Here is a 15716-nt window from a genome sequence, read left to right as displayed (position 1 = left end):
GAGGCGATCGCCAAGGAGGGGCCCAAGCCAAGGGCGATGCCGGTGATGGTTCATCCGGTCGAACGGTCCGGTTTTGCTCCGCTTGGTGTTCTGTCCGGGGCTAGTGTTGCCTGCCGTGACCGACTTCATTGCCCTTCCCTTCTATGACCTGCTCCATGAAAACGGGCACGTGCCGGGGATCCGTGAGAAACTTCCCCCGCTTCTCTCCGGAGTACGGCGGAGCATCCTGGAGATCGGCGCGGGAACCGGCCTGATCACCACGTCGCTGGCCGACTGGACACCTGCGGAGGTCTTCGCGCTGGAGCCCTCGGCCGGTATGCGCGGGGTGCTGCTGTCCCGGTTGAGCGCGCGTCCGGAACTGCTCAAGCGTGTGACCGTACTTCCCTGTGACGCGCTGAGCATGGACCTGGACGAGCCGGTTGAGGCCATGGTGATGATCAATGTGATGTACGCCCTGGAGCCGGACTATCGCAAGCGGCTCTGGCCGGTGCTGGCGGCCCATCTGGAACCCGGCGGTCTGCTGGTCTTCACCTGGCGCGATGGTGGCCCCCCGGCGCCGAGACCTCTACAGGAACTGGACTCGCGTCAAGTGGGCAGGCATGCCTACACGGTCCTGTCGGAGATTCTTGAGTCGGACGAGGAGAGGTGCAAGGCTCGCTACCTCTATCGGATCACCGAGGGCGACAAGCTCGTCAGTGAGGAGGAGATTGTCGGCCACGTCTACCGTCCCGTGTGGGAGACCCTCGAAGGAGAGCTGGTCGGGGCGGGTTTCGCCCAGATCGACGCACCCCAGGGGCTTCTCGCCTGGCGTCTCGCCTGAAGCCAGGCGGGACGCAACGCTGCTGCTCCCGCAACATGCTGAGCCGATGTGCTGACCACCCCGTTTGCCGACGATCCGTCCGCAGGGGAGACAGAGCACGGGCCGGGCGTCAGGTCGTTCGTTCACAGGGTGCTCTACCTGGTGCCCCGGCCGTGGTCTGCTCGGCTTGTCCCGGATCGAGGGCGGATGGGGTGAGCAGGCCGGATCCCCAGAATCAAGGGCCGCAGAAGCATCGGAAATCGACGCCAAGCGCTGTTGGGGCCTTTTAGGTGCTTTGTCGTGGGATCCCTGGCCAGCATTTATATATGAACAGATATCGATCGAAGTTCGATATCGATATTAGACATCGCCTGATCGCATCTGCTTTGCTTCGACTTTCTGACAGGCGACAAGCAAGGATTTGACATGCGATACCTCCGCTCCCGCCGACTCGCGGCCACGTTGCCCGTGACTGCCTTGGCGATCTTCCTCTCGTCCGGTGGTGCCCTCAGCGCGGGCACGGCCTCGGCCGCGACGGCGGCGTTCCCAGCGGCCGCGGTTTCGGGAGAGGCCCAGGTCAGGAAGGAGCTGCGTGAGCTGGAGGCGTCCTTCAAAGGCCGCATCGGTGCGTACGCCATCGACACGGCCACCGGCAAGACAGTGACATACCGGGCCGGCGAGAGCTTCCCGCTGCTGTCCACGTTCAAGGCACCCCTCTGCGCGGCCGCGCTGCACAAGGCACGCACCTCCGAGCCCGGGCTGATGAGCAAGGTCGTCAAGTGGACGGCCGCCGATCTGAAGCCCAACTCGCCGGTCACCGAGAAGCATGTCGAGGACGGCCTGACCGTCGCCCAGCTGTGCGAGGCGACCATCACCCTGAGCGACAACACCGCGGGCAACATGGTGCTCAAGCAGATCGGCGGGCCCGCCGGCCTGACGAAGTACTTCCGCACGCTGCAGGACCCGATTTCCCGCCTGGACCGCTGGGAGACCGAGCTCAACGACTGGACTCCCAAGGAGAAGCGCGACACCACCACGCCCGCGGCCATCAGCCGCGACCTGCGCGTGCTCACGGTCGGGAAGGCACTGCACGCCAAGGACCAGGAGCAGTTCAACGCCTGGCTGCTCGCCAACAAGACCGGTGACGAGCGCATCCGCGCGGGTCTGCCCAAGACCTGGACGATCGGCGACAAGACCGGCACCAACTCCGACGGATTCGGCGGCGGGAACGACATCGCCGTCATCTGGCCCGAAAAGGGAGCCGCCCCCATCATCATGGCGGTCTACACCAACCGCACCCCGGGCCTCGCCGCCGACAACGCGACCATCGCCAAGACCGCCACCATCCTGGCCCGTGGGCTCGGAAAGCTCTGACATCAAAGAATCATGGCCCGGGTCGGGGGATAATCCCCGGCCCGGGTCTTCGTGTTGAGAGCGGGTGACGGGAGTCGAATCCGCTGGAACAGGTCCGCTGCCGCTGTCCGTAGCAAGATCGGAGACGTCTGCAGACGGTCGGCCTGGACCAAGCCGTCGACCGGGGGACTGAGGGTCGACCATGGCGGCCGTTGATCCCTCCGGCGGTGCCGGCCCAGTCCGACTCGGTGGCGCCGGTTCGCCCGTGGTTCCGGGCGGCTCCTCGGGTTCCGTCGGTCTGGCGTGTACGCATCGCCTCCTAAGCCTGTAATAGATCGGGATTTCCGGACATGGGGTGGATGTTGACCACTCAAGCGAGGAGACCGGATGGGAAGGGATCCCGAGCGCCGGTTCGTGGAAATCTACGAATCCACCTACGGCGCCATTCTCGGGTACGCCTTACGCCGTTGCCCCGATCCTGACGATGCGGCCGATGTGGTCGCCGAGACGTTCATGGTCGCGTGGCGGCGGATCGACGAGGTGCCCTCGGGGGAGGATGCCCGGTTATGGCTGTTCGGTGTGGCCCGGCGGGTGCTGGCCAACCATCGGCGCGGTGAGCGGCGGCATGAGCAGCGGACGGCGGCGCTGCGCGAGCAGTTGGCCGCCTCACCCGTGCTCGGCGAGCCACCTGTCGAGGACCACTCGCAGGTCGGGAAGGTTCTGCGGAGCCTGTCGGATAACGACAGGGAACTGCTGACTCTCGTCGCCTGGGAGAACTTCGGCACGCGGGAGATCGCTCGCATCCTCGGCATTTCCCGCAACGCCGTGGCCGTCAGGCTCTACCGCGCCCGCAGGCGCTTCGCGCGCGGCCTGGCCAAGGCCGGAATCGACTATTCGGGCTTCGTCGCCATCGAAGGGAACACGCTGTGAACATCGCCGACCTCGCGCGGGTGCGGAACGAGGACGTGGCCCGGGACCCGGCCGGGCAGGTCTCGGGCGCCGGGGCGCGCGCGCTGATGGACTCGATCATGTCGGAGGAGCGGGAGCCGGTCAGGAGGCCGCGCCGGCGCCTGGCGACCCGGCGTGGCCTGACGCTGGGCGCGGTCGCCGTCGGCCTGGCGACCGCCCTGGTCATCGGGATCGGGTTGCCCCAGAACGGCCCCGTCACCGAATACGCCAACGCGGCCGTCTCACTGAAGAGGGCCGACAACTACCTCACCGTCACCGTCAATGACCCCGGCGCCGATGCGACGGCCTTCGCGGAAGCGTTCCGGGCCGTCGGGTTCGACGCCACCGTGGACAAGATCCCCGTGCCGCCGCAGATGGTGGGCAAGATGTTCGGCCCGGACCTGGTCGGCGACCTTCCGCCGGGCACGGGGGTGACGTACAACCCTCAGCGCACCTGCGGATCGGCGTGGTGCGGTGAAGTGATCTTCCCCGCGGGATACACCGGGAAGATCTCCGTGAGCATCGGCCGCAAGGCGGCGCCCGGCGAACCCTATGCCGGGATCTCCACCATCAACGAAACCATCGACGCCACAACCGTGGACGGCTACCCGGTGCGTGGCAAGACGGTCGCGGAGGTCAGGTCCGAACTGGCCAAACGTGGGCTCAAGATCCGATATGTCTTGATGCGGAGCAATCCCGACGGCACCGCTGTCGGCACACCCGTCAGCGCGGACCCGATCGAGGACGGCTACATCGTCTGGATGGCCGTGCCGTACAGTTCCGACACCGTGGTGCTCCACGTCGGCCCGGAATCCGACCCGCTCTCCCCCGATCTTCGCCACGAGGGCCCGGGTTCGGAGAGTGATCACAACTCCGGTTGACGGTTGCGGTCTCGCGGTGGACGGCGGTCACGGAGCCTTGGCTCATGCCTCGGCGATCATCTCGGAGGCGTGGTTCTAGGGTCTGCCCTATGAGTCATGAGAGCCGGTCCAAGGCGGCGACCAGCAGCCGGCAGGATTCGACAGCGGCAGTCGGCGGCGCGCTTCGCTCCAGGGTTCCACGTTTCACGTGGTGCCGGGGCGCCTGGGCCGGCTCGGTGGTTCGGAGATGACCGCGATCGACGGGTTATGGCCGGGCGAGTCCATGATCTCGCTACTCAGCTCAACGTTCGGCCTGTACGGCGAACCACCGGGGGCGTTCGCCGTACAGGCCGGCCGGGGCTGTCAGTCCGTATTGGGCAGCGGTGATCTGGTCGGCGACGAACCCCGTCTGCTGATTGATTTCACCGAGGGACGGCCACTGCTGTCCGTGCGCGGAGAGCAGGTGGGTGAGCGCCGCAAGAACACCGTGCGACTGTGGGGGCAGGAGTACCACATTCACCGCTCACGGTTTCGACAGAAGTTGCATTTCGCGGTGACCGTCGGCGAGCGCACCGTTCTTCGGGCCCGGGAGCACTCCAATCCCAAAGCCACCGTCCGCACCCTGCGAACAGACAGCGATCCCGCGCTCGACCCCGTTGTCACACTCGCCCTGCTCCTGCTGACGGCACGACCCGACAAGATGGGCTTCCTCAACGAACTCTTCCGGAACTGAGACCAAGTCCTGCGACCGGAATTCCTACACTTCCTCCCAGAGCCGGAACGCGGCCCGGTATGCGCTGGGACTGACACCCACATGCTGGGCGAACCGGTGACGGAAGGTCGCGGACGAGCCGAAGCCGCAGCGCTCGGCCACCCGCTCCACCGGTAGGTTGGTGGTCTCCAGCAGCTCACGCGCCCGGTCCACGCGGGCGTGGAGCAGCCACCGCAGGGGCGTGGTGCCGGTCTGAGCCCGGAAGCGGCGGTTGAGGCTGCGAACGCTTGTGTTCGCGTGGCGAGCGATGCCGGCGAGCGTCAGCGGGAAATGCAGTTCCTCGCGCATCCAACGCAGGGTCGGCTGCAGGTCGGCGTCGTTGAGGACGGGAAGCGGGCGGCGAATGAACTGGGCCTGCCCGCCCTCACGCTTGGGGGCCATGACGACGCCGCGGGCGACGTCCGCCGCGACCGCGGGCCCGTGGTCGGTGAGCACTATATGCATGCACAGGTCAAGCCCGGCGGCGACGCCGGCGGAGGTGAGGATCTGCCCGGCGTCGACGTACAGAACTCCCGCGTCCACCTCGACCTGGGGATAGGAGTGTGAGAGTTCCTCGGCCACGCGCCAGTGCGTGGTGGCCCGGCGCCCGTCGAGCAGTCCAGCGGCGGCCAGCACGAACGCGCCGGTGCAGATGGACACGATGCGAGCACCGCGCTCCGCGGCCGTACGGAGGACCTCCAGCACCTCGGGCGCTACCGGAGGCGCGTCGTGAGCCAGACCGGGCACCACGACAGTGTCGGCAGACGCGGCATCACCGAGGGGGTGGCCGGGGCGGAGCTGGAAGCATGTGGTGTCGGCGGCCGTGGCGGCCACATCGTCAGATCCGCACACCTTGACCCGGTAGAGCGGCGCCCCGCCGGGCGCGTACGCGGCGGAGAACACCTGGCAGGGGACGCTCAGGTCGAACGCCACGACACCGGGGAACGTCAGCACGGCGACGGTGTGCATGGCCAGAACCTAGCGCACGACGGCACTTCCGCCACTGGTCGCGCTGGACCCTCGAATGCAGACTCGTGGCCCATGGAACGCAGAACCCTTCTCCGAAGCGCCGCCGTGGCCACCACCGGAGCGCTTCTTCCCGAAGACGCGGCCATCGCCCGTGCGTCCGCTGAAGACGCGGCCGTCACCCGTGCGTCCGGGCCGTCGTCCCTGCGGCGGGTACACATGGTTCTCTTCGATGGTGTCGAGGAACTCGACTTCGCGGCTCCGCTGGAGGTGCTCGACATCGCGAGCAAATTCGGCGCCCCCATTGAGACGACGCTGGTCACCTGTGACGGGCCGAGGACGGTCGTCGCCGGCTGCGGCACCAGGATCGAGGTACGCGCCCCCTGGGAGCCTGCCGGCGCGGATGTGATCATCGTCCCGGGCGGCGACGTGCGCGACCACACCCGGCCGGGCGTGGCCATGGAGATCAGGCGGGGCGTGATCCCCGCCGCGCTGCGGGCCACCCGCCGCCCGCGCCTGGTCATGGCGTCGGTCTGCACGGGCGCTCTCCTGCTCGGAGCGGCGGGATTGGTCAGGGGACGGCCTTGCACGACTCACCGGATGAGCAGGGACAGGCTGGCGGAGCAGGGCGGCAGGATCATCGATGCCCGCGTGGTGGACGACGACGACCTGGTCACCTCCGCCGGGGTCACCAGCGGCCTGGAACTGGCCCTCTGGCTCGTCCAGCGCGGCCACGGCATGGACATCTCACTCGATGTCGAGCGCGTCCTGGAGTACGAGCGCCGCGGCGCTGTCTACAGGGCCGCGCACAGATAACCGGTTCCCGGAACGCGGCGCCAGAACCTCCACGAAAGCCGGATCGGTTCAATCGAGGAGCCTCCAGCGCCGACGGAGACCGTACGGTTGCGAATGCGCGAGTCCGCCGAAGTCGAGCGTGCGTGGCGGGTCATGCAGCGGTGTATCGCCGAGGCGCACACGGCAGACGAGGAGTGAGCGACATGGGCGAGCGCAGGAGCTGGGGCGCCAAGCGGGCTGAGATCATGAGCAGGCCAGGAGCGGGTGCGGCATACGAGGCCACCAGGATCCGGTTCGAGTTGGGCGAGGCGGTACGGCTGCGCCGTGAGCAGCTCGGTCTGACCCAGAGCGAACTGGCCGAGCGCGCGGGGTTGAAGCAGCCGGCGGTGGCGCGCTTCGAAGCAGGCGGGACGATGCCGACCATTCCGATGCTGGAGCGGCTCGCGGAGGCTCTGGAGATGCGGCTGAGTGTCCAGTTCCAGCCACTGCGCGAGGCGAGCCGATCCTCCAACACCTTTACCTCAGCCACCGGTAAACCGATTGACGGTGTGCGTACCGTTGGATCATCCCGGAGCCGGAGCGCCCTCGCCGGAGGTTGTCGTTTGCCCTGTCCGAGTTGGGGCGGGGTTGTGAGGTGAATCGTGTCTGCTCGTGATCGTAGATTGGCTCGGGGCGCGTCGTGGCCTTTGACCCGGTCGGATCTGGAGGAAGGGCTCGGGAAGAGTTTCGAGCATGTTCGTGAGCTGAACTTCTGGGGCGAGGTGCCGGGGGGCTGGCCTCTGGCGGTCAGCTGGCGTCCGGGCCGTGTGGGCGGTATCCACCCGGAGGTCTATGGGATCGCGCTGTCGGTTCATCCTGTCCGGTCAGTGGATCGTGCTGAGGTCCGGGAGGCACTGCGCAAGATTGTCCTGCCGGAGCTCCGCGGTTGGATAGCTCACGCGGTGACGGCTACCGAGGTTTGGAAGGCCGCTTCTCACTTGCGGCAGTGGCGGTGGACGGAGGATCGAGTGTTCGAGCCGGAAGAGAGGTCATGAGGGGCTCGGCGATGGGCGTGAAGGTCAGCACTGATCGGGTGAACGGGCGCGGAAGAAGGCATGGATCTGTCGAAGGCGGCCGGGCCAGTCCACACTCGCCACGGTCGCCTTGATATCAACTTAACTTCAGGTTCTACGGTGCTTACATCAGCGATCATTCATAGGGAGCACCGCACATGAAGACCCAGCAGATCTCCGACGCCGAGCTGGCCGCACAACCGGCCGCGTACTGGACCGGAGTGGCCTACGAGGCCATCATCGCGTTCATCCGAGCCCAGCAGGCCGAGCTCGGCTTCACCCAGCCCCAGTACTGGTTGCTGCGCAACCTGTCGAAGAACGACATCTCACCCGACGGCTACGGCATGACCATCTCCGAACTCCAGCAGGCCATGAGCTCCTACCTCAGGCCCGAGGACGACCTGGAGACCGAGGCGGAGGTCCTGCTGCGGCGTGGCTGGCTTACCCGCGACGGCGAGGGGCGGCTGTGGATCACCGAGTCGGGGGACGAGGCCCGCGCCGACCTCAAGCGGCACGCCCCGGCAATCCGCGACCGCATCCACCAGGGCATTGACGACGCCGACTACGTCACCGCCCTGAAGGTGCTCCAGCAGATGATTCAGAACACCGGCAGCACCCCGGTCTAGGCATTCTGCCGTCAAGAGGTCGGGCAGTGCCATGGGTGGTCTTTGTAGTGGACATCCGGGCGCTACAGGTCAGGGCCACAACCACAGTCGCAGCCACAGGGCGAGGCCCGCGAGGACAATGATGATCGACGCACCGATGAGGACCTTCCCGAGGGCGGAAGCCGGTTTCAGCTTTCCCGGGGTGGGATCGAGTCCCTGGAAGCGCCTGCGATATGACGTTTTCTGGTTGTTGCCGTCATCCTCGGGGGCGGTCATTCGGTCGAGGCCGGCTTTGATGTGGCTGGTGACGGGCCTTCCGGCCAGGCCCAGGCTGCGCACTGCGCCGCCCGCCAGTGTGTGGAGCAGCGTCGAGGCCGTTCCGGGTGCGCTCTCGGCCACGATCGCGAGCAGGAACGTCTGGGGAGGGAAGTCCAGGTACCCGAGGATCTCCTCTATGTCGGCTGAGGTGAGCTGCCGGCGATAGCTCACCCGGAGCACGTTCTGGTAGTAGATGACGCTCTCCTCGGCGGCGCAGATGGAGCTGATCGCCTCGGTGAGGTAGCGGTGTCGGGTCAGCGCGTATTTGATGGCCTCCATGGCCCGCGGATCGGTGGGCGGGGCGCGGTGCTCGGCCTCGGATATAGCGATGTCCAGCACCTTGCGGTTGCGAGACTGGATGGCGACGCGGAACAACTCGTCCTCCGACATGCCGTCGAGGATCATGTGCAGTTGCTCGCGGCCCAACAGGCTCGCGATGAGCAGCTTGCCCGAGGGGGCGCTGGTGGGCAGGATGCGGCTCATCGCGGCGAGCAGCGCCGGCGGGAGGACGAGCTCCTTCCGGAACGATCCACCAAGGTCGACCAGCATCTCCTCGACATCGGCCGCACGCGCCGGCGACCCGTACAGCAGCCGTAGCAGGATCTCAAAGAAATGTTGCACGACGGGCGAATCGGCCAGCCGTTCGGGCGGACGGATGGGGTTCGCTCTGATGAACACCCGGTAGGTCTTGCGATCGTGGTCCGCCACACGACCGTGAGCCCTCTGCGCCAGCTGCGCGTTGAGGACGCCGAGCCGCTGCCCGTCGGCGTTCGCGATGCTCTCACGGCACTGGTGCAGCAGCTGCTCAACCGAGGGCGCGGCGGCGGCGTGCTGCTCGACCTGCGCTGGAAGCTGGGGGGAGGGACGGCCGCGGAGCAGCCTGGACGCCGCGGCACGGTGGGAGGCGTCGTTGAAGTCGCGCGGTTCGGCCGAGGCCGTGAGCCGCCTCATCAGCTCACAAAGGTCATCGCCCTGATAGCGCTCCAGTTCCCTCTCGTAGAACAGCGCCTGGGGCATGATCGACATCGCCGGGTCGTCGGCCTCCCAGGGCAGCTCCCAGGCCCCGTGGGTGGGCGGCATCTCGGCGAAGGAGAGGCGGATCCGGTGCCGGGAAGCACTGTTGGTCCATGTGGAGACCGCCAGTGTGCGGCGGAACCCGTACGGGAGCAGCGCCGCCACGGCGTCCAGGAAGTCCAGCCGCTGGTCCAGGGAGAGATGGCCGGCCCGCACCATGCAGACGGGCCGCCCGGTAAGCAGAAGCGCCGCCGCCCGCCGTGCCGTGCCGTTGACCTGGCCGGCGAGATGACGCTCGTCGTACGCCGCGAGGGAGAGCTGGAAGGGCGCGTCTCCGGAGAAGTTCTCCCTCATCAGCGCCTCGTACAGGGCCCGGTACGACACCCTGGTCGACTCGGAGGCGACATCCGCCCAGCGTACGCAGACGTAGTACGTCATCGCGTACGGGCGTTGGAAGCCGTCCTGGGAGTCCGGCTCGGTCTGCAGGGACAGCCCCAGCCAGGACTCGCCATCAGTGCTGGAGAAGTAGTTGGTCGCCACCCGGGGGAGAGCCTTGGGCTCCATGGTGCCGGAGGTGAACGCCTTGAGCCACGTGCCGAACTCCGCGTTGGTGATCGCCCCCGTGCTGCAGCCGATCACGCTGTAGTCGTCCAGGCTCTCCGGCGTCTTGCCGAGGATCGCCCAGTGGGCGGTCAGCCGTTCCATCGCCTGCTCCTCATCGCGCCGGGCCGGAGCATGCGGCCGAGCCAGATCACGGGCTCCATGACGTTCATGGGGCGGATGGCCCCCCGGATCGTCAGCCCGCCGTTCGCGTTGTCGATGACGTTCAGGAAGTCGTCCGGGTCGAAGCGGCCGAGATCTTCGTCGATGAACAGGCCCACCGCCGACGTCACGAAGTACCTGATGCGGTCCTCGTGGAAGAACGCCTCGATCAGGTCGAGGATCATCTCCGTGTTGTGGTCCTGGGCGTCCCGGCACAGCAGCCGGAAGAAGTCGCGGACCCGCTCCTCGGGCACATGGGGGATTCGCAGCTCATCGCCGGGATCCCGCTCCGTGTACCCCTCTTCGATCGCGGTTCTCAACACCTTCGGGTCGTCGTACTTGGTGATGCAGACCGCGATGTGGTGGGGTAGTTTGCCGTCCTCGTACTCGTCGCCGACGAGCATCCGCCCGGCGACCTCGTGCAGCGCGGCGTCCAGGTGCTTGAAGGCGTCGCCTACCCGGGCCTCGCGGTCCGGGTCGAACATGTAGATCAGCCCGCGGCTCTTGACCAGGCTGTCGACCAGGGCCTTTTTGTCGATGTTCGACTCGGACTCGGCGTACAGGTCACCGCGCAGGTCCAGGAAGTCGAGCTTGATCTTCGGAGCCTTCCCCTCACGTGTCTTCCACGGCCACCACCATCGTCTGTGCGGTGCCTCCGTAGGGCCGATGATCAGCCAGCTGTAGTGGGTGAGGGCCTCGGTCGGGGCCGGGAACGTGCGCGTCTGTAGCAGCGTCGTGCGCAACTTCGCCAGTTCCGTCCGGGACACCGGGTTCTCCCCGATGAGTCTCCAGCCCGCGTCGGGGGCCTTGTTCAGCGCGATGCTCAGCGCCGCCAGGAAGGCGGTCTTGCCGCTGCCCGAAGCACCCCACATCGCGATGTCAGGCTCGCGATCGCGCTCGGGATCGGCGGGGGCGGAGTCAGTGTCGGCCACCGATGTCCTCATTCTGGGAGACGAAGGGAAGGGAGAGCGCGGCGGCAGGCGGTGTCACCAGGCCGAGCCGGATCATGAGTTCTTCCACGTTCACCGCATCCACCTGGAACAGCGCGGCCGAGCCGAGCCGATGCCAGGGGGACGAGGGGGCGGTGGGCGGATTGTCGCAGATGACCGCGCTCCTCAGGTCGTGGCGCTGTTCCATCTCGCGCAGCAGTGTCAGCCAGTCGTACCGCGCGGGGCAGGGGGGCACACGGTCGAGGCCGGACCGAGGCGGATGCGGAGGCCGCGCCCCGATGGTGAGCAGTGCCGTCCGCGTATTGACCGGCTGCGGGAGCAGCCGGGTGCTGACCTCCGCGAGCACGTCCTCGAGTTGGGCGCCGTTCGGGTAGGTCGGCGCGGTGGGCTGCAGAGACTCCAGGGCGGCCCGTGCTTCCGCAGCGGACGCGGACCAGACGGCCAAGGTCGGTTGGGTTCGGTCTGTATGCCGGGTGCCGAACACGTGGGTGCCGTATCCCACGACGGACACCTGGAGTTGCTGGAGGTCGAGACGGCGCTCGGCGAGAAGGTCGATGATGTAGCCGGCCCAGTGGCAGCGAGCCTCGAACTCCTTCGCGGTCCCCGCCGTCTCTATGGCGCATACCAGGTGCGCGGGCCGGGGCGCGGGTTGCAGCCGCGACGGCAGCGTGGCCACCACTTCCGCCCACGACCGCGTGTCCGGTTGGAGGCCGGGGATCCCGGGAAAACGGACGACGCCTGGCCGCTCCAGCACCGCCCGCAGGAGATATCGTCCCGGCGAGAGCGGCGCGTGGTCGACCGACAGCAGCTCCGAAGGCTGGAGCGGGCCTGCCCAGGCGGAGACCGCGAGCAGCATGCCTCCCGCGTCGGTGCACGTAACGGTCACATGGGCGTCATCCCCGGGCTTCGCGCCGGGGCCGAAGAGCCGCCGTCCCACCAGTTCGAGTCTGCCGTCGTCCGCGCGCTTCCGCACCACGATCAGGTCGTACGCCTGGCGCAGGGGCGCGCCGGCGACCAGTTCATGGAGCAGCTCCTCGACTTTGACCTCGGACACCTCGACAACCTGGGCCGATGGGTGCCACTGCCGCAGCGCGCGCACGGCCGCCTCCTGCTCCTGCCCGTCGGCGGAGCGCAGTACCACCACCGGGTCACCCTCGTCGGCGGAGATCAGATCGCGGGCGACCCGGAGCACCGCGTCGTAGACGCCATCGCCGGCGGCGGTCAAGGTGGACCACTTGGCAGCGGCCCTGCGAGTGTGGTGGGTCGTGCCGACCTCGTCGGCGCGGACCTCGAAGATCCGTGTTCCGGCAGCGTCGATCTCCACGACGACCAGCCGTTCCCTGAACGAGCCGATCAGATCGGCGAGATAGCCACGCAACCCGCCCTCTGCGAAATGGTTCAAAGAGCTCCCCGCCCGCTTCGGACCTTTATCCGGTGCGAATTACGTTCTAGCATCTTTGATGGAGCATGTGGCGATAAGGGCTGATTGGCAATATCTTGTCCGTTTTCTGATAGTTTGCGATCGCTGTCAGCCATCGAGATAGCCGCGCACGGCGGACTGTCAGATGCTGTCTTCGCGAGTTGACGTTACCCTTTTGTTATAAGTCGGGATTGCCGATTGTTTATGGTAGTCAGTGGATTACCCACGGGGTAGGGCGTACAAGGTCCTGTCCCTTTCCCCCGGAGCCGCGCGTGGTCGGTAGATGGTTGATCGTCTTGTCGGGTGCCCGTCCGGACGTGCTGGACAAGTGCAAGGGGGAGCGCGCCAGATTCCACGGCCTGGGTGGCGCCATCCTGACCACGGCCTGTATCGCCGCCACCTCCATGACGTTCGCGTTAGCCTCGGCGCTCAAGGTGTTCCCGCCCCTCGCCGTCCTGATCGGCCTCGTTTGGGGTGTGGCGATTCTGAGCCTGGACCGTTGGCTCGTCACATCCCTGCCGGCCCGAGGCGGACGGCGCTTGTGGCTCGCCCTGCCCCGGGTGCTCCTCGCGTTGCTGCTGGGGGCCGTCATCTCCACGCCGCTGGTCCTGCAGATCTTCAAGCCCGAGATCGACGCCAAGATCGTTGACATCCAGCAGGAGAGGGTCGACGCGTTCACCCGCGCGCAGCAGGGCGGCGAGACCGGCCGGCGCATAGCCGCTCTGGAGAAGTCCGCGGCGGCTCTGGAAGCCGTGATCGCCTCCCGCGGGGAAAGCGCGCTTGATCCGGCGACCGACCCCCGGATCCAGGAATTGAGTAAGACGCGCGAGCGGGCGGTGAAGCAGCGGGACGCGTTCTACCAGGAATGGCAGTGCCAGCTGTACATCGGGCCGCCCAAATGTGCGAAGAAGGGCTCCGGGCCTCTTGCGAAGGCGGCGGAGGAGGCACATAGGACCGCCCGAGATCGGGTGAACGACATCGACAGGCAGATCGAGCAGCGCAGGAAACGGCTCAGCGACACTCAGGAGGCCGGAAAAGCGAGCAGACTGGCTCAGGCGGAGCAGGATCTGCCCGGCGTACAGACGGAGCTGAACAAACTGACCGAGCAGCAGGCGCGGCTCAGGTCCGTCTTCGCCACCGAGATCCAGGGATCCGACGGCCTGCTGCTGCGGCTGGAGGCGCTCAGCAGGGTGTCGCAGGACAACCCGACCCTCAACATGGCGAGGATCCTGCTGTTCCTGTTCATCCTGCTCATCGAGTGCCTGCCGGTCCTCGTCAAGCTGATGCAGCGGCCTGGTAGTTACGACATGATCGCGGCCGCGTTGGAGAAGCGGGAGGTCAACTCGGCCATCGACCAGATCTACGAGGCAGACAGGCGGCCACCGCGCGCCACTTGGCGGGACGGCACGACCCGGCCGTACATCGTGGACGAGCCGCGTACCGAAGTCTTCTACAACCCCGATACGTCTTCTCCGCCCTCGCAGGGGCCGCCGCAGGCGGAGCGCCACGAGGACAGGAGCTTTGAGGACGAGGCACTCCGCAATCTCCGAGACAACCGCGACTCCCGGCTGGCCGGGACGGGCGACGGCCGACGGGCCGACTACACCGGACTGAACGATGATTGGTAAGCGCATCGCCGGCCGGTTCGTCATCGAGGCGCAACTCGGCAGCGGCGGCATGGGACGGGTCTGGCGCGGCCAGGACCGCAAGCTCGACCGCGTGGTGGCGCTCAAACAAGTACGGGCGGACATCGGCCACCTGCCCGAGCTGAAGACACGGGCAGAACGCGAGGCACAGGCGCTGGCCCGGATCGACCACCCGGGCATCGTCCGAGTCCACGACGTGCTCGACGCGCCTGACGGCCCCTGGATCGTGATGGACTACGTGCAGGGTGCCGTGCTCGGCGCGCTGATCGAGAGGGGGCCCTTGTCCGAGCCCGCCGTGGTGCGGATCGGCGCCCAGGCGCTCGACGCGCTCGCCGCCGCGCACGCGGTAGGGGTGCTCCACCGCGATGTGAAGCCGGACAACATCCTGATCACCGCTTCCGGCGGGGTCGTCCTGGTGGACTTCGGGATCGCCGCCATCGAGGGTCACGAGCGCATCACCATGCTCGGTCACGTGATCGGCACCCCGGACTTCATAGCCCCCGAGCGGCTACGGGGTACCCCGGCAGGAGAGGCGGCCGATCTGTGGTCGCTCGGCGCCACGCTCTACACGGCCCTGGAGGGACATCCGCCGTTCCGCAGGGGCACCGAGGAGGCCACCAAGTTCGCCATCCTCACCCTCCCCCCGGACCCCATGACCCGGACGAGCAGGCTCAAGCCGACGATCAACCGGTTGCTGGCCAAGAGCCCGGCCACCCGGATGGCGGCCGGTGAACTGGCGCAGATGCTGGAGCAGACCGCCGGGCGCGATCCTAAGGTGGAAGCGCACTGGACGTCGCAAGGCACTGCCACGAAACCGCCTCCGCCTCCCCGGGCGAACGGGGCCGGAGGGATGAGTGACCGCACTCCCGGAGGGAGCGGCCGAGGAAGAAACGGCGGTGCCGCCGGCGGGGGAGACAGCGCAGGAACGGGTGGTGGCGCGGCGGCGCAACGAGTGCGTCGGGCGCTCGTCGGCGCCAGCGCCGCAGAACGGGGCTCGATGATCCTCACGCTGCCCGCCGCCGAGGCGGCGATACTCCTCGCCGAGCGATGGCAGCTGTTCACGACCGCCGCAGTGGAGGAAATCTGCCGCCAGGCGACGAAGAGCGCGAAGATCCTGCAAATGCTGCTCCCGCACCGCGTGGGCTGGCTGATGGACCAGGTACGCGACCCAAGCCTCGTGGCCGGGGTCGTGCTGGCGATGGACACCCACCACCGCGGACGCGTGCTCGGTCACATGCACGATCGGCATTCCGCGGCGGCCATCGAGGCGATGGCGGCCATCGACACCCGACAGGCCGGCCTCGCTGTCGCCGCGATGCCGGAGGACCCTGCCGGTCAGGCGCTGAGCCGCCTTTCACCGGCCACGATCGCCGGGTTGCTCGTGCATTGCCGGCCGTCCTGTCGCGACCGCCTGCTGTCCCTGCTGTCGTCTGCGACCCGCGAGGACGTTGAGCGGAGACTCGCCGCCGAGGGATAG

14 protein-coding genes are annotated in these 15716 nt (G+C 67.5%); 10 read left to right on the top strand and 4 right to left on the bottom strand.

Annotated elements, in window-relative coordinates; translation table 11 throughout:
• Window positions 1-115 precede the first annotated feature (115 nt).
• The 5 genes from ACFY2X_RS34595 to ACFY2X_RS34575 all read left to right on the top strand — a co-directional run bounded on the left by ACFY2X_RS34595 (window position 116) and on the right by ACFY2X_RS34575 (window position 4693).
• Complete coding sequence (locus ACFY2X_RS34595) at window positions 116-820, top strand: class I SAM-dependent methyltransferase (RefSeq protein WP_389946954.1); 705 nt, start codon at window positions 116-118, stop codon at window positions 818-820.
• A gap of 405 nt (window positions 821-1225) precedes the next feature.
• Window positions 1226-2173, top strand: a complete 948-nt coding sequence (gene bla, locus ACFY2X_RS34590; RefSeq protein WP_389946952.1) for a class A beta-lactamase — start codon at window positions 1226-1228, stop codon at window positions 2171-2173.
• A 366-nt stretch (window positions 2174-2539) separates the two neighbouring features.
• Window positions 2540-3082 carry an RNA polymerase sigma factor gene (locus tag ACFY2X_RS34585; RefSeq protein WP_389946950.1) on the top strand — a complete coding sequence of 181 codons (543 nt, stop codon included), beginning with the start codon at window positions 2540-2542 and terminating at the stop codon, window positions 3080-3082.
• Window positions 3079-3981: a hypothetical protein gene (locus tag ACFY2X_RS34580; protein ID WP_389946948.1), complete on the top strand. Its 903-nt coding sequence runs from the start codon at window positions 3079-3081 to the stop codon at window positions 3979-3981. Before ACFY2X_RS34585 ends, ACFY2X_RS34580 begins: the two co-directional genes overlap by 4 nt.
• 226 nt (window positions 3982-4207) lie before the next feature.
• The gene (locus ACFY2X_RS34575) at window positions 4208-4693 is read left to right on the top strand and encodes a hypothetical protein (RefSeq protein WP_389946946.1); all 486 of its coding nucleotides are present in this window, start codon (window positions 4208-4210) and stop codon (window positions 4691-4693) included.
• 24 nt (window positions 4694-4717) lie between these two features.
• Here the strand turns inward: ACFY2X_RS34575 and ACFY2X_RS34570 are convergent, their stop codons facing one another.
• Window positions 4718-5680 (bottom strand): GlxA family transcriptional regulator, encoded by a 963-nt coding sequence (locus ACFY2X_RS34570; RefSeq protein WP_389946944.1) that lies wholly within the window; start codon window positions 5678-5680, stop codon window positions 4718-4720.
• Window positions 5681-5752: 72 nt separating this feature from the next.
• On the opposite strand from ACFY2X_RS34570, the gene ACFY2X_RS34565 reads away from it, so the two are divergent.
• The 3 genes from ACFY2X_RS34565 (at window position 5753) to ACFY2X_RS34555 (ending at window position 8150) form a co-directional block, all read left to right on the top strand.
• Entirely contained in the window at window positions 5753-6493 is a 741-nt protein-coding gene (locus ACFY2X_RS34565; RefSeq protein WP_389946942.1) for a DJ-1/PfpI family protein, read from the top strand.
• Window positions 6494-6675: 182 nt separating this feature from the next.
• Window positions 6676-7110 (top strand): helix-turn-helix domain-containing protein, encoded by a 435-nt coding sequence (locus tag ACFY2X_RS34560; protein WP_389946940.1) that lies wholly within the window; start codon window positions 6676-6678, stop codon window positions 7108-7110.
• A gap of 572 nt (window positions 7111-7682) precedes the next feature.
• Window positions 7683-8150, top strand: a complete 468-nt coding sequence (locus ACFY2X_RS34555) for a MarR family winged helix-turn-helix transcriptional regulator (protein ID WP_389946938.1) — start codon at window positions 7683-7685, stop codon at window positions 8148-8150.
• A 69-nt stretch (window positions 8151-8219) separates the two neighbouring features.
• Here the strand turns inward: ACFY2X_RS34555 and ACFY2X_RS34550 are convergent, their stop codons facing one another.
• Genes ACFY2X_RS34550 through ACFY2X_RS34540 form a run of 3 tightly spaced genes read right to left on the bottom strand, consistent with a single transcriptional unit; the run spans window position 8220 to window position 12575 of the window.
• The gene (locus ACFY2X_RS34550) at window positions 8220-10166 is read right to left on the bottom strand and encodes a hypothetical protein (RefSeq protein WP_389946936.1); all 1947 of its coding nucleotides are present in this window, start codon (window positions 10164-10166) and stop codon (window positions 8220-8222) included.
• Window positions 10154-11155, bottom strand: coding sequence for a hypothetical protein (locus ACFY2X_RS34545; RefSeq protein ID WP_389946934.1), 1002 nt, complete (start codon window positions 11153-11155; stop codon window positions 10154-10156). Before ACFY2X_RS34545 ends, ACFY2X_RS34550 begins: the two co-directional genes overlap by 13 nt.
• Window positions 11142-12575, bottom strand: a complete 1434-nt coding sequence (locus tag ACFY2X_RS34540) for a hypothetical protein (RefSeq protein WP_389946932.1) — start codon at window positions 12573-12575, stop codon at window positions 11142-11144. Before ACFY2X_RS34540 ends, ACFY2X_RS34545 begins: the two co-directional genes overlap by 14 nt.
• A 290-nt stretch (window positions 12576-12865) precedes the next feature.
• On the opposite strand from ACFY2X_RS34540, the gene ACFY2X_RS34535 reads away from it, so the two are divergent.
• The gene (locus ACFY2X_RS34535) at window positions 12866-14221 is read left to right on the top strand and encodes a DUF4407 domain-containing protein (protein WP_389946930.1); all 1356 of its coding nucleotides are present in this window, start codon (window positions 12866-12868) and stop codon (window positions 14219-14221) included.
• On the top strand, window positions 14211-15716 hold the full coding sequence (locus ACFY2X_RS34530; protein WP_389946928.1) for a serine/threonine-protein kinase: 1506 nt from the start codon (window positions 14211-14213) through the stop codon (window positions 15714-15716). The genes ACFY2X_RS34535 and ACFY2X_RS34530 overlap by 11 nt, the downstream gene beginning before the upstream one ends.

Origin of the sequence: Streptosporangium sp. NPDC000396, from assembly GCF_042898655.1 — a bacterium.
In the GTDB taxonomy this organism is placed as follows: domain Bacteria; phylum Actinomycetota; class Actinomycetes; order Streptosporangiales; family Streptosporangiaceae; genus Streptosporangium.
This window is presented reverse-complemented; position numbering and strand designations above follow the sequence as displayed.